Source organism: Nitrososphaerales archaeon (assembly GCA_032906765.1).
Classification (GTDB): Archaea; Thermoproteota; Nitrososphaeria; order Nitrososphaerales; family Gagatemarchaeaceae; genus DASPPF01.
In genome coordinates this window covers 77,839-91,305 of record JAJTZB010000003.1, presented here as the reverse complement: position 1 = coordinate 91,305, position 13,467 = coordinate 77,839, and the positions used below count along the sequence as shown (strand labels likewise).

Genomic DNA, 13,467 nt, shown 5'->3' with positions numbered 1-13,467 from the left:
CCCTGCGTTGTATATAAGAATTGTTCGCTATCCCGTTGCCACTACGACCGACTGCCAGTATTCACCCGAGACGGCGCCCGTGGCGGCGTTGACGTAGATTCCCTCCACCACCACCTCGTATCTCTGGCCAGGGTTTAGGACAATAGTGGTGGGCACCGCTACGCCGACGACCTTGGCGACCCCGGGCTCGAACGGGCCGGCGACACTGCCGAGCGACACGTTTGCGATGAACACCTTGATTCTGTCCATCGAGGTATTCCCTGTCGCCTTGATTCCAAGGGTCAGCTCCTGGCTGTTCACGTCGGCCTCCGTGATGGTCTTCACAGAGAGACTTGCTGAGGTGATCTCGTACCCGGGGCAGGCTCCAGACCCGGCAGAGCAGGTGGTCGCGGCCGTGAACGTCGTCGTTAGGGGGTTTGGATTGAATCTGCTCTGCGCGAGGTAAGAGTACGAAGCCAAGGCAGCGATGAAGGCGACCGAGAGGACGACGGCCAAAACTCTGCTCCCGTGCAAGATTCAGCATTGCTCGGCGCGGTTGGGAAAAGCCTTTCGAGGAGCGGCCACACGCAAGTTTAAAGAGACTTCCAGGACGCTCGGAATCGGCAATGTCCGGAGCAGGGCTTCGAACGAAAGTTGCAGCCGAGTTCCTCGGCACCTTCGTGTTCGTGCTGGTGGGCGTGGGTTCGGCCGTCGCAACTAGTGCCCTCGGGATAACCGATTCAGCGGCGTCCCTCCTTATCGCTGCGCTCGCAAACGGCCTCGGTCTCGCGATGGCCGTCTCCGCCACAATGGCTGTTTCGGGCGGCTCGCTCAACCCCGCGGTGACGCTGTGCCTTTTCGTCGCAAGAAAGCTGCAAGCAAGAGAAGTCCTTCCATATGTCATCGCGGAGCTGGCCGGCGCCATCCTGGCCGGGCTGGCCCTGACGGCCTCGTTTCCCGCGGCCTTTGGGAACGCTGCCCACTGGGGCGCGCCGACGCTCGCGGGGTCGGTCACGGTTGCTCAGGGAACTCTCATTGAACTGATAATGACTTTCGTCCTCGTCTTCGCAATCTTCGGCACAGCTGTCGATTCGCGTGCTCCCAAGATTGGCGGTCTCGGAATCGGCTTGGCCGTCCTGGTAGACGTTCTGACAGGAGGCCCGTTCACTGGGGCAGCAATGAACCCGGCAAGAGCGATGGGGCCCATGATCGCTGGTTTGTTCCTGCCAGGCTACTGGTACATCTACTGGGTTGGGCCGATCGCCGGTGCCATCTTAGCCGCCCTCGCATACAGATACGCTGTTGAGGGCAAAGGCTGGACCTCGGCAGCGTAGATAAATACGACTGGGGTAGGGCGCAAAGATTCGATGAAGGCGACCACCATGAAACTGGGCAGGGAGCAGGCCAAGGAGGTTCTGGCCCGTCTGGACTCGAATCTGGGTTCCAGCAATGGTCGAACGGTGCGCGACCAGATCGTCAAGCTGCTCAACAGCGCAGTTCCCGCATACTCCTGGGTGGGCATCTACCTCGTCGATGGTCAGGACTTGGTCTTGGACGCTTGGTCCGGTCCGGCCGCGACAGAACATGTGCGGATACCAATTGGCAAGGGCGTCTGCGGCTATGCCGCGAAGGCGGGGCACACTGAGATCGTCTCCGACGTCAGCAAGGATGCGAGGTACCTCAAGTGCTTCCTCTCGACGAAGGCGGAGATCGTCGTCCCCATCTTCAATTCTGGCAAGGTTATCGGGGAGATTGACATCGACAGCGAGTATCTCGACGCGTTCTCCAGCATTGACAGAGAGTTCCTCGAGGCAGTCGCGAAGAAGATCAGCGAACGCGCCCTCGGTTGACCCTTCTTCCATAACCTATGTTATAAATTTAAATACACTGGGGCGGTGTTCGAGCTAGCCAATGAAACTGGAGATCAAGGACCTCCACGCGTCCGTGGAGGGCAAGGAGATTCTGAAGGGAGTCGACCTGACCGTTCAGCAGGGCGAGACCCACGCACTCATGGGGCCGAACGGCTCCGGCAAGAGCACGCTCGCGTACACACTACTCGGCCACCCGAAGTACCACGTGACGTCGGGCCAAGTCCTGATTGACGGCGAAAACGTTCTGGCCCTCAGCACGGACAAGAGGGTCAAGAGGGGGCTCTTCCTTGCGTTCCAGTACCCCGTCTCCGTCCAAGGCGTAAGCATGTTCTCTTTCCTGAGGGCGGCCTTCAACGCCTCTCACACAACAAACCCGAAGGAGCCGCCCACCATCTTCGACTTCAGGGAAGCAGTGGCGGAGAAGCTGAAGATGCTCGACATGGACAATTCGTTCCTCACTAGGTATCTGAACGAAGGTTTCTCAGGAGGCGAGAAGAAGAGGGCGGAAATCCTCCAGATGGCCCTGATGCAGCCGAAGTTCGCGGTCCTCGACGAGACAGATTCGGGCCTAGACATCGACGCGCTCAGGATCGTCGCCGAAGGAATCAACAAGGTCGCGGGCCCGGAAACCGGAATCCTGCTGATTACGCACTACCAGAGGATCCTGAAGTACGTGAAGCCCCAGTTCGTTCACGTCATGTACCAGGGGAGGATAATCCAGTCAGGGAGCGAAGACCTGTCAAGGCTTCTGGAGGAGAGGGGATACAACTGGATCACTGGGTACAAGGAAGAGGAGGAGGTACAGCATCCAATCCCATAACGCTTTTATCATGCTAATAACCTATGTTATATCGACAGTGAGAGCATGGCATCTACCAAAGTCAATCTAGCCACAGAAGATTACAAGGAGAAGTACGGCTTCAGCGACCCGGTTGACGCCTACGCCGTGAAGGGCGTCAAGGGCCTGAGCGAGAGGGTTGTGCAGGAGATCTCAAGGCTGCACGACGAGCCTGCCTGGATGGAACAGATCAGGCTGAAGGCGCTCAAGTACTTCCTTGACATGAAGGTGCCTGCTTGGGCTCCAGAGCTCGGCGACATCGACTATCAGAACTTCTACTACTACGCCAGCCCGACGAAGAGCGCAGCGGCTTCTTGGGACCAGCTGCCAGACTACATCAGGAACACGTACGACAAGCTGGGTATCCCGGAAGCGGAGAAGAAGTTCCTCGCCGGCGTCGGAGCGATCTACGAGAGCGAGGCCGTCTACCACAGCATCCAGGGCGAGCTTTCCAAGCAGGGAGTGGTCTTCACAGACACAGTCACGGCGCTGAAGGAGTATCCGGAGATCATGAAGAAGTACTTCGGGACTGTGGTTCCGTACCAGGACAACTACATCGCTGCGCTGCAGACCGCAGTCTGGAGCGCCGGCAGCTTCGTCCACGTGCCCGAGGGCGTGAAGGTCAACATGCCGCTCCAAGCGTACTTCAGGATCAACGAGAAGAACATGGGCCAGTTCGAGAGGACCCTGATAATCGGGGAGCCATACAGCGAGGTTAACTACATCGAGGGATGCCTGCCGGCCGACGAACTCGTGAGCAAGGGCTACACCCTCGAGCCCATTCTTGCAGTGGAGACCAACGAGAGTGTCGTCGCGGAGTCGGGACGAATGGCCACAGTGACCAAGAAATTCATTCATCCTCACGAGGGCGTCATGCTGACAATCGTGCCCCTGTCACGCGGAAATGAGTTCAGGTTGACACCCGAACACCCTGTGCTCGCTGTGAAGGAGAGCGAGGTCGCGACCAGAAGGGGGAGGAACGGATGGCTGCCTGAGGCTTCTACGGAGAAACTGACCAAGGCATCGCCAAAGTACATCGAGGCCGGGCAACTTGAAGCCGGCGACTTCATAGTGTACGTTGCCCCAACCGAGGCAAAGGACGACCCCACGTTTACAGACACACATCTCAAGATTCTGGGACTCTATCTCGCTGAGGGTTCAGTGTCGTTCAATAGCGCGCTCAATCTCGACGTTGCGCAATTCAGCTTCGGCAAGTCCGAATCCGAGAAGAATCTCGCAACCGAGTTGGTAGCTCTCATCAGGTCTCTCGGGGAGAAGGCCAGCATGCACAAGGCCAGAGGCCAGTACTTCTGTGTCATCACATACTCAAAGATGCTGATTGACTTGTTCAATGCCCATTGCGGCACCGGTGCTGCGAACAAGGTGCTCTCCGAAGCAATCATGCGATTGCCGAACGAGAGACAGAAGCTCCTCCTGAACTACTACCTCAAGGGTGACGGTAACAGGTACAAGAAGAAGCACGACTCGCTCATGGTTAGAGCGTCGACCGCGAGTCGGACTCTTGCGTTCCAGCTCCAGGAGCTCCTCGCTAGGGATGGGCTGTTCGCGAACATCGCAGTCCGCAAGGGTTCGAAGGACAAGATTGGTGGCAGGGACATCGAGAGGCGCGACCAGTATGTCGTCCAGTACACCGAGAACACCAAGTGGAGTGAAGTGCGCAGGGTGGGTAATCGTTTCTTCGTGCCGATAAAGCGGGTACTCAAGGAGCCCTACAGAGACCTGGTATACAACTTGGAAGTGGAACGGGAAAACTCGTACCTGGTCAAAGGGTTCGCAGTGCACAACTGCACAGCGCCCGTATACTCGTCGCAGTCCCTCCATTCGGCCATAGTCGAGATAGTGGCGAAGAAGGGTTCGCTGGTCAAGTATGCGACGCTGCAGAACTGGTCAAGGGACGTGCTCAACCTTGTCACCAAGAGAGCGCACGCCTACGAAGATGCGACGGTCTCTTGGGTCGACTTCAACGGAGGCTCGAGGCTGACGAGGAAGTACCCTTCGATCTACCTTCTTGGCCCGAGGGCCAAGGCAGACATAATCTCCGTGGCCTACGCAGGCGCCGGCCAGGTCCAGGACACCGGAGGAAAGGCAATCCATCTCGCGAGGGACACGACGTCGAAGATAATCTCGAGGTCGGTATCAAAGGACGGCGGCCACACGGCTTACAGGGGCCTGCTGCACATAGCGAAGGGCGCGACGAACGTGAAGTCGAGCGTAAGGTGCGACGCCCTACTCATCGACGAGAAGAGTACGACAGCAACGTATCCTTACATGGAGATAAATGAGGACGACGCAACCGTCACGCACGAGGCGAGCGTTGGGAAGGTCGGGGAGGAACAGCTCTTCTACCTGATGAGCAGAGGAATTTCCGACAACGACGCCCTCAGCATGGTCGTCAACGGGTTCCTCGAGCCGTTCACGAAGGAGCTTCCGATGGCCTACGCGGTGGAATTCAACAGGCTGATGCAGCTCGAAATGACGAACACAGTGGGTTAATCAAAGGTAGGACGCGGGGGGAGAACGCAGATGGCTCAGCAACTGATGGGCGAATTCAACGAGGAAGCCGTGAGGGCGCTGTCCGCCTACCTCAAGGAGCCGTCTTGGCTGACGGAGTTCAGGCTAAAGTCGTTCCAATCGTTCGCCTCCCTGCCCCCGGAGAAGAACCCGCTCTACACGAAGTACGCCAACATCTCCAGCTTCGACGGTTCCGGGTTCGGGGCAAAACCGCAAAAGTCGGAGGTCGACCTCAGGACGTTCTTCAAGGACTATCTCACTGGCAAGGAGAACAACATCCTGCTCCAGGGCAACGAGACGGAGGTACACGCAGAACTGGCGGAGTCCCTCTCGGCCACGGGCGTCAAGCTCCTCCCCCTCCACGAAGCTCTTGTGCTTGACGAGGCCTTGGTGAGGCGCGTCTTTTCGCTCAAGATGGTGAAGTCAGAGGATGATAGGTTCGCGGCCCTGGTCAACGCGTTCTTCAACTCCGGAACCTTTGTCTATGTCCCGAAAGGCGTCGAGGTCTCGCACCCGCTGAGAAAGATGCTCGTCACCAACGACCCTTCGACGAGCGTACTCGAGCAGACGATCATCTACGCGGAGGAGGGATCCAAGGTTGGATTCCTCGAGGAGCTCTACTCGGCCCACGCGTCGGGGCCGTCGCTCGTCGCCTCCACTGTGGAGGTCCACGCCGGGCCTGGCGCACACGTGGACTTCAGCTCCATCCAGCTACTTGACGACCAAGCCGTCCACCTGTCGAACAGGGCGATAGAGGTGATGAACGATGCGAAGGCCACGGTCAGCGCACTCTCGCTCGGGTCTGCGGTGGTCCGGTCGAGGATGAACTTCTTCCTCGACGGCAGGGGGTCGCAAGCCGAGGGATTCGAGATATTCTTCACTGACGGGAAACAGCGGTACGACTTCGAGTCCAACCTGGTCCACAACTCCCCGGACTCAAGCGGCTCGACGCAGGCGAGGGGCGTCCTGAAGGGCGAGTCGCAGTCGATATTCAAGGGAATGATAAGGATCGGGCCTTCGGCGAAGAACTCCCGCGCGTACTTGGCCCACCACGCGATGATACTCGAAAGGACGGCGAGGTCCGACGCAGTGCCGGGGTTGGAGATACTCACGAACGAGGTGAAGGCGACCCACTCCGCGTCCGTGGCGCAGGTTGACGAGGAGCAGCTCTTCTACCTGATGGCGCGGGGTCTTCCTCTCGACGAGGCTAGGAGGATGGTGGTCCTCGGCTTCTTCGAGCCCGTCCTGTCCCGCGTCCCAGTCGAGCAGACTCGGGAGGGGGCGAGGTTCATGATAGAAGGAAAGTGGAACGGTGAGAAGAAGAGGCTGGTGGACAGGGAGACGCTGATAGCTCTCACGGGCGAGGCCATCCCTGAGGTAAAGCAGTCAGAGGACATCTTCGAGCGCCACTACAAATACCGGTGATCGTTTGGCGGAGTTCGTCCCAGCGATGAGGTTCGACGACCTGTCCGAAGGTTCCATGGCAACGGTGGACGTGAACGGGACCCACGTCCTGCTCTCGAAGATAGGCGGAGAGGTGCACGCACTCAGCGGAACCTGCACGCACGAGGAGGCAGACCTCGGCCTGGGAATGATGCTTGAAGGCAGCGTCGTCTGCCCGCTGCACTTGTCGCAGTTCGACCTGAGGTCTGGCCAGGTCATGAACCCTCCCGCGACCGTCCCCCTTCAGGTCTTCAATGTTAAAATACAGGACGGGACGATTTTCCTCGAGGTCTAGTCAGGCGGCTTCATAATCTTGCTCGAATCAGGCACACTTGAACTGGAGAAAGTCCGTTCCGATTTCCCGATCCTGAAGCGGAAGGTCCACGGGAAGCGCCTCGTCTACCTCGACAACGCAGCCACAACCCAGAAGCCGAAGCAGGTGATCGACGCACTCGTCGATTACTACTCCCGATACAACTCGAACGTCCACCGCTCGGTTCACACGCTAGGAGAGGAGGCCACAGAGGCGTACGAGGGGGCGCGAGGGAAGACAGCAGCGTTCGTCGGATGCAAGCCAGCAGAGGTCGTCTTCACGCGCGGCACCACAGAGTCGATCAATCTCGTCAGGTTCGCGTGGGGGGAGAGTGGCGTGGGGCGCGGCGACACAATAGTCACAACACTCATGGAGCACCACAGTAACATCGTTCCTTGGCAGCTCCTAGCTAAGAAGAAGGGAGCCAACCTGAAGTTCGTCGGCCTGAACTCAGACGGCACGTTGAACATCGAGGAGTTCGAGAAGCTGATGGGGTCCTCACCAGCGGTAGTCGCGCTGACGCAGTGTTCGAACGTCCTGGGAACGATAAACGACGTTGCCGCGCTCTGCTCCAAGGCGAGGAAGGCGGGCGCAGTCACGGTCGTCGACGCTGCGCAGTCCGTCCCCCACATGCCTGTCGACGTCTCGGTGCTTGGTTGCGACTTCCTAGCTTTCTCGGTTACTGGAGACACCCCTGTACTAATCGAGTCCGCCGGAAAAATTCAACTAGTTCCCATCGAAGAAGCAGTCGAACTCTACAATCGCGGCAAAGACTTGTCCATTCTGACCCTGGGCACCGATGCGAAGGCGAAATTTGAGCGCGTCAACGGCGCACTGACTCATCTTGATCGTATCTACGAGGTAAGCTACGAGAACAGTGCCTTGCCGGTTCGTGCTACCGGGTATCATTCGGTCTACGTGTGGCGCGACGGTGACATCGTGGACGAGCAGGTCTCCAAGCTGCGGAAGGGGGACTTTCTGGTTACGCTCAACAGACAAAGCAGAACCGGACTCGGAGATTCCCGAGAATTTCCACTGGAGTTCACACATCATGGCAACTTGACAAGAGAAAATGTGGAGATTACAGGAGAACTGATGCGGCTCGTCGGTTATTATCTTGCGGAGGGTTCGGTCGACCCCAGAGACAACAGGGTCTCTCTCACCTTCGGCGAGGACGAAACCACATTCGTAAACGATGCGCGCGTGTTGATAGAAAGTCTAGAACCAATCCATTACTACTCGAACGCATTCGAAAAAGTGAAGGTCGCGCACGGTGCTTCGATGATGCAAATTGCCACGACCGCCGGAATCAGTCGCAAGACTGCTACGAAGTACTCTGGCCGGACCCAACCAGTGGGTGTCGCAGGTTCCGAGAAGATAGCTTCTCACCTCTGGTACAACCACAACAATCACACTACCAACATTTCATTCAACAACAAGAAATGGTTCGAATTCTTCAAATCATCATGTGGAACGAGCATCAACAAGCACCTCCCTGACTTCGTGTGGAGGGTTCGTGCTGAACTTGTGGCCGAACTCCTGAAAGGATATCTCAGAGGTGATGGTTCTAAGAACGAGGACTACAGGATAGTAGCAAAATCCGTGTCAAAGAGGCTCATCAGCGAGCTGTCCTGGCTTCTTAAGCTGCACGGAATCTCCAATACTCTAGGATTCGCAAAATCACGTCGTCGAACATGGAATAGTCAGTACTCGCTGGTGATTCAGAGAAGCGAATTGGTGCAACTTCGGGAATTCTATCGACCCCTCCTGAAGCGAGATGCGTCCCGGGACAAGTCGCTCTGCGTCGATGCTCTGAAGGAGGCATACAGGCTAACGAAGCCAAGGCACAACTCGGAGGTTTCATCGACCCTGCGGAGTGTCCGCAAGCGCGCCTCGCGAAAGGCAATACTTGAAGTCGTGCGATGGATTGAATCTACCCACAAGGGACTGATCGAAGACCGAGCGCAGACCATACTAGCGAGATACAAACAGTTCGCCAACGGAGACTTCGGCGTCGTCAAGGTGCGCGATGTAAGGGCCGTGGGAGAACACACTGTTTACGACGTCTCTGTTCCTGGCAGCGAGCGATTCTTCGGAGGCTTCTATCCGATTCTACTTCATAACTCAGGCCACAAGATGCTCGGCCCGACTGGCATAGGAGTGCTCTTCGGCAGAAAGGAGTTGCTCCAGGCGATGGAGCCGTTCCACGGAGGCGGGGAGATGATTAGAGAAGTGTTCCTGGACCACGCCACCTGGAACGACGTCCCGTACAAGTTCGAGGCCGGGACAGTCAACATCGCTGACGCGATCGGACTGGGCGCAGCGATCGACTACCTCTCGTCCATAGGGATGAAGAACGTGAGGGAGCACGAGGTCAAGCTTCTGAAGTACGCTCTGGATGTGCTGGGGAAGGTCAAGGGGTTCGAACCGTACGGACCGAGTGATGTCAGGCAGAGAGGCGGCGTAGTCTCGTTCAACCTTGCGGACGTCCACCCTCACGACCTGGCGACCATCTTGGACGAAGAGGGCATTGCAATCAGGTCGGGGCACCACTGCGCCCAGCCGCTGATGCGTTGGCTCAATGTCGCAGCCACGAGCAGGGCGAGCTTCTACATCTACAATTCGTACGACGACGTGGACTCCCTCAGGGACGGGCTGGAGAAGGCGAGGAAGGTCTTCAAGCTTTGAGCAGCGCCGACATCTACAAGGAGATCATCCTGGACTACTACAGGAATCCCAGGAACTTCGGCAGCCTCGAGCCGCACGACATCGAGGCGCACGACACCAACCCGCTCTGCGGAGACGAGGTGACGATGCAGATCAAGGTCGGTGAGGGGAACAAGATAGAACAGATCAGGTTCACTGGCAAGGGGTGCGCAATCAGCCTGGCCTCGTCCTCGATGCTGACAGAACTCGCGAAGGGCAAGCCTCTGGAATGGGTCAAGCAGCTCTCGAAGGAAAACGTACTCGAGATGCTCGGGAACCCGGAGCTGGGCCCGTCGAGGATAAAATGCGCGCTCCTGGGAATGAAGGTGCTGAAAACAGGGGCCTACGGCTACCTCGGCGCGAAGTTCGAAGACGCTAGTGAATAGTTACTGGGGCCTTGCCTCTGGTTTGGTCGCGAGCTTCGCCCCCTCCCCCTTCCTCCGCGGGGGCTTGGCTGCCATCACGTGCCTCTTGAGCAGCTGGATTCCGAGCGCAGGGTCCACCCCTTTCGGGCAGACTGCAGAGCACGACCCGGCGTAGTGACACCTGAAGACGCCGTGTTCAGAGTCGAGCATCTTCAGCCTCTCCTCCCCTCCCTCGTCCCTGACGTCCATCAGGTACCTGTAGGCCTGCGCGAGCGCCTGAGGGCCAGGGTAGAGTGTGTCCGTGGCGACCGTGGGGCAGGACGAAGTGCAGAGACCGCACTTTATGCAGTAAGTGAACTGCAGAATCGAATCCAGTTCTTTCGGGGTCATCACGTAGTCCGACGTGGCGTTGTCGAGCTCCTGCACGTCCCCCCTCACTATGTGGGGGATCACCTCGCGGTGCTTCTGGAAGAAGCCGGTGAGGTCCGTGGCCAAGTCCTTGATTATGGGGAAGTTGTCCATCGGCTGCACAGTTACAGCTTTGGTCCTCAGCTCACTGATCGGTGTGTAGCAGGCCAGCCTTGGGACACCGTTGATCTTCATCCCACAGGAGCCGCACGAGGCCATCCTGCACGAGAACCTCACTCCGATCGAGTGGTCTTCGTAGTCCCTGGCGTGGAGGATTGCGTCCAGCACGGTCATTCCGTCCCTCTTCGGGACAAGGAATTCCTCGAAGCGCGGTTTCGAGTCCACGAAAGGGTTGAACCTCTGCACCCTCAGCCTCAGCTCTGGCGACGTCTCAGCTCACTCCCCCTACCACAGCCAGTATCACCGTCCTCGTTCCGTACGCCATGACCAGAAGGGCTGCCACCAGTGTTCCTCTGTTCACCCACCTGGTCCAACCCCTCGTCTGCTTCCACTCCACGAGGACGACCCTCATGCCGTTGAAGCCGTGGGCAAGGACGACGATGAGTAGTATCTCCAGGAGGCTCCCGTTTATCCAGTCCCTGTAGAGCGAGAGAACCCTCTGGAAGGAGAGAGCAGTGCCGTACGGGACCAGCACTCCCTGCATCAAGAGGTGGAGCCCGACAAGGAAGAGGGCCACGACGGCTGTCGCGTACTGGAGCTGCATCAGTCTTGATTCCCTCGTGCAAATCACCCGAACAGGATCGTCCCCGACCACAGACCTGCGACAATCGCTAGCACGATTGCAAGCCAGATGAGATGCTTCTGCATTGTCCTCAACCCCTTGGGCTTGTAGGGGTACTCGATCGGCGACGGCTTCTGGAATATTATGCCGTACTCGGCCAAGATGAGCCTGATCCCGTTGAGACCGTGGAAGACGACTACGGTCGCTGTCGCAGCGAGAATGAAGTGCCCGACCACGTTCTCAGTGACAGAGAGGTCGAGGGCCCAGGTCGACTGGTTTGGCCCCGCCCCCAATGGGCCGCCGACGAAGAAGCTCGTGTCTCCGATATGGCCGATGACGTACAGGAAGATCACTATGCCAGTGAGGCGCTGGAAGACGTAGGCCCACCTCTCCAGGTTGTAGTGATACGGGTTGAGCCAGCCTACCAGCCCGCGCCTGTTGGTAGCGCGCCCCTCTCCCCTCAACTCTCTACCACCAATCCCACCACGTTAATACAGATTCAGTAGTGCCTCTCCGCAGGCTGGTACTTCGTTATTGTAACAGGGGAGTATTCGAGCCTGGGGCCGTCAGGGGTCCAAGAGGCGAGCGTGTGCTTCAGCCAGTTCTCGTCGTCTCTCTTGGGATAGTCCCTCCGGGCGTGCGCCCCCCTCGACTCAGTCCGTGCGAGCGCTCCAGCGAGGACCACCTCAGCGACTTCTAGCATCGACTCAACCTCCAAGACATCGCTCAGGTTTGTGTTGTACACTCTGCTCTTGTCGTCGCAGTGTCTAAAGTCCGTCTTCTTCAGCTCTCTTATCGCCCTCAGCGCCTCCGAGAGCCCCTCGCCGGTCCTGTAGACGAAGGCCCCTTTGTCCATCGCCTTCTGGACTTTGTCCCTTATCTCGTACGGGTTGGCGCCTCCTTTCCCGTGGAAGATGTCGTCAAAGACCCTCCGCTCCTCGAGCATCACCTGTTCGCCCGGTGAGCTCCGGCTCTGAACCCGCGCTGCGTAGCTAGCAGCCTCGGCGCCCGTTATCTTTCCCCACACGAGGCACTCCGCTGTCGAGTTTGCGCCCAACCTGTTGGCGCCGTTGATGCTGACGCACGCAGCCTCTCCGGCCGACCACAGACCCTTCACCTTGGTCGCTCCGTTCACGTCCGTGTCTATCCCACCCATCACGTAGTGGCAGACGGGGCTGATTGGTGCAGGGGTGTCGACGATGTCTATACCCCTGAACTTTATCGCAATCTCCCTGATTCCTGACAGCCTCTGCTTTACCTTCTCGGCCCCCAGATGCGTCACGTCAAGGTGAACGTAGTCAAGCCCGCTCGCCTCGTCCTTGAATCCCCTGCCTTCCTCCACCTCCGTGATGATTGCCCTCGAGACGACGTCCCTCGATGCCAGTTCGACCTTCTCTGGCGCATACTTCTTCATGAACCGCTCGCCGTCCTTGTTTAGGAGTATGCCCCCTTCCCCCCTGGCCGCTTCGGTAAGCAGTATGCCAGAAGGTACGAGCCCGGTCGGATGGAACTGTATGAACTCCATGTCCTTGAGCGGCACTCCGCCCCTAAGTGCGATGTACATCCCGTCTGGTGTCGAGCTGTAGCCGTAGGTCGCGAAGCTGTACAGCCTCCCGGAACCTCCGGTGGCGATTATCCCAGCCTTGCCCAGTATGGCCGCGAAGTCGCCCGTCTTCTTCTCGATCGCTGTGAAACCCCTGAACTCGCCGTTCTCAGCGATGAGGGATGTGGCGAACCATTCCTGGTAGAACGTGATGTTGTCGTACTTGGTCGCGGTGTCGTAGAGGGTCTGCATCTCGAAGAAGCCGACCTTGTCTTCTGCGAAGGTCGCCCTTGGGTAGCTGTACCCACCGAACCACCTCTGAGCTATCCTGCCGTCCTCCCTCCTCGACCAAGGCATACCCCAGTGTTCGAGCTGGTAGATTTCATGCGGCATCTCGTCGACGAACCTCTCGACTGCGTCCTGGTCGGCCAGGTAGTCGGAGCCCTTCACGGTGTCGAAGGCGTGCGACTCGAGGGAATCTCCTAGCTCAGGGTAGAGCACTGCTGCAGTCCCGCCCTCGGCGCTCACGGAGTGGGAACGCATGGCCTGGACCTTCGTGACCACGGCGACGTCCAGCTTCCCTCCCCCGGTCCGTGCCGCCTCTATCGCAGCTCGAAGGCCGGCGATCCCGGAGCCAACGATTACGACGTCGTGCTTGAGGCTCTCGACCATCGTTCTCGCGCTTCATTCGGTCTCCTTCATGCTCTCTTAGGCTTTGCCTTCGCGA

General features: G+C 58.3%; 13 protein-coding genes. 8 read left to right on the top strand and 5 right to left on the bottom strand.

Annotated features, from left to right (window positions below; genetic code table 11):
* Positions 1 to 27 precede the first annotated feature (27 nt).
* A complete protein-coding gene (locus LYZ69_04180; GenBank protein ID MDV3277649.1) occupies positions 28 to 495 on the bottom strand; it encodes a hypothetical protein in 468 nt (155 codons plus the stop codon).
* Between the two features lie 110 nt (positions 496 to 605).
* Between LYZ69_04180 and LYZ69_04175 the strand changes: the two genes are divergently transcribed.
* The 8 genes from LYZ69_04175 (at position 606) to LYZ69_04140 (ending at position 10,068) form a co-directional block, all read left to right on the top strand.
* Complete coding sequence (locus tag LYZ69_04175) at positions 606 to 1,313, top strand: aquaporin (GenBank protein MDV3277648.1); 708 nt, start codon at positions 606 to 608, stop codon at positions 1,311 to 1,313.
* 33 nt (positions 1,314 to 1,346) lie between these two features.
* Entirely contained in the window at positions 1,347 to 1,829 is a 483-nt protein-coding gene (locus LYZ69_04170) for a GAF domain-containing protein (GenBank protein MDV3277647.1), read from the top strand.
* Between the two features lie 61 nt (positions 1,830 to 1,890).
* On the top strand, positions 1,891 to 2,670 hold the full coding sequence (gene sufC, locus LYZ69_04165; GenBank protein ID MDV3277646.1) for a Fe-S cluster assembly ATPase SufC: 780 nt from the start codon (positions 1,891 to 1,893) through the stop codon (positions 2,668 to 2,670).
* Positions 2,671 to 2,715: 45 nt separating this feature from the next.
* A complete protein-coding gene (locus LYZ69_04160) occupies positions 2,716 to 5,202 on the top strand; it encodes a SufD family Fe-S cluster assembly protein (GenBank protein ID MDV3277645.1) in 2,487 nt (828 codons plus the stop codon).
* Between the two features lie 30 nt (positions 5,203 to 5,232).
* On the top strand, positions 5,233 to 6,645 hold the full coding sequence (gene sufD, locus LYZ69_04155; protein ID MDV3277644.1) for a Fe-S cluster assembly protein SufD: 1,413 nt from the start codon (positions 5,233 to 5,235) through the stop codon (positions 6,643 to 6,645).
* A 4-nt stretch (positions 6,646 to 6,649) separates the two neighbouring features.
* Positions 6,650 to 6,958 (top strand): non-heme iron oxygenase ferredoxin subunit, encoded by a 309-nt coding sequence (locus LYZ69_04150; GenBank protein MDV3277643.1) that lies wholly within the window; start codon positions 6,650 to 6,652, stop codon positions 6,956 to 6,958.
* A gap of 18 nt (positions 6,959 to 6,976) precedes the next feature.
* A complete protein-coding gene (locus tag LYZ69_04145) occupies positions 6,977 to 9,664 on the top strand; it encodes an aminotransferase class V-fold PLP-dependent enzyme (protein MDV3277642.1) in 2,688 nt (895 codons plus the stop codon).
* Positions 9,661 to 10,068, top strand: coding sequence for an SUF system NifU family Fe-S cluster assembly protein (locus LYZ69_04140; protein ID MDV3277641.1), 408 nt, complete (start codon positions 9,661 to 9,663; stop codon positions 10,066 to 10,068). The genes LYZ69_04145 and LYZ69_04140 overlap by 4 nt, the downstream gene beginning before the upstream one ends.
* On the opposite strand, the gene sdhB is transcribed toward LYZ69_04140, so the two are convergent.
* The 4 genes from sdhB to LYZ69_04120 are packed head-to-tail and all read right to left on the bottom strand — an operon-like array spanning position 10,069 to position 13,412.
* Entirely contained in the window at positions 10,069 to 10,821 is a 753-nt protein-coding gene (sdhB, locus tag LYZ69_04135; GenBank protein ID MDV3277640.1) for a succinate dehydrogenase iron-sulfur subunit, read from the bottom strand.
* A gap of 25 nt (positions 10,822 to 10,846) precedes the next feature.
* Positions 10,847 to 11,206, bottom strand: coding sequence for a hypothetical protein (locus LYZ69_04130; protein MDV3277639.1), 360 nt, complete (start codon positions 11,204 to 11,206; stop codon positions 10,847 to 10,849).
* Positions 11,203 to 11,661 (bottom strand): succinate dehydrogenase, encoded by a 459-nt coding sequence (locus tag LYZ69_04125; GenBank protein ID MDV3277638.1) that lies wholly within the window; start codon positions 11,659 to 11,661, stop codon positions 11,203 to 11,205. Before LYZ69_04125 ends, LYZ69_04130 begins: the two co-directional genes overlap by 4 nt.
* A 35-nt stretch (positions 11,662 to 11,696) precedes the next feature.
* Positions 11,697 to 13,412, bottom strand: a complete 1,716-nt coding sequence (locus LYZ69_04120) for a succinate dehydrogenase/fumarate reductase flavoprotein subunit (GenBank protein ID MDV3277637.1) — start codon at positions 13,410 to 13,412, stop codon at positions 11,697 to 11,699.
* Positions 13,413 to 13,467: the final 55 nt, after the last annotated feature.

Bases quoted from the DNA above. Each gene is read 5' to 3' on its own strand.
- sufD (MDV3277644.1), top strand. From the start codon at position 5,233: ATGGCTCAGCAACTGATGGGCGAATTCAACGAGGAAGCCGTGAGGGCG.
- sufC (MDV3277646.1), top strand. From the start codon at position 1,891: ATGAAACTGGAGATCAAGGACCTCCACGCGTCCGTGGAGGGCAAGGAG.
- LYZ69_04175 (MDV3277648.1), top strand. From the start codon at position 606: ATGTCCGGAGCAGGGCTTCGAACGAAAGTTGCAGCCGAGTTCCTCGGC.
- LYZ69_04170 (MDV3277647.1), top strand. From the start codon at position 1,347: ATGAAGGCGACCACCATGAAACTGGGCAGGGAGCAGGCCAAGGAGGTT.
- LYZ69_04160 (MDV3277645.1), top strand. From the start codon at position 2,716: ATGGCATCTACCAAAGTCAATCTAGCCACAGAAGATTACAAGGAGAAG.
- LYZ69_04120 (MDV3277637.1), bottom strand. From the start codon at position 13,412: ATGGTCGAGAGCCTCAAGCACGACGTCGTAATCGTTGGCTCCGGGATC.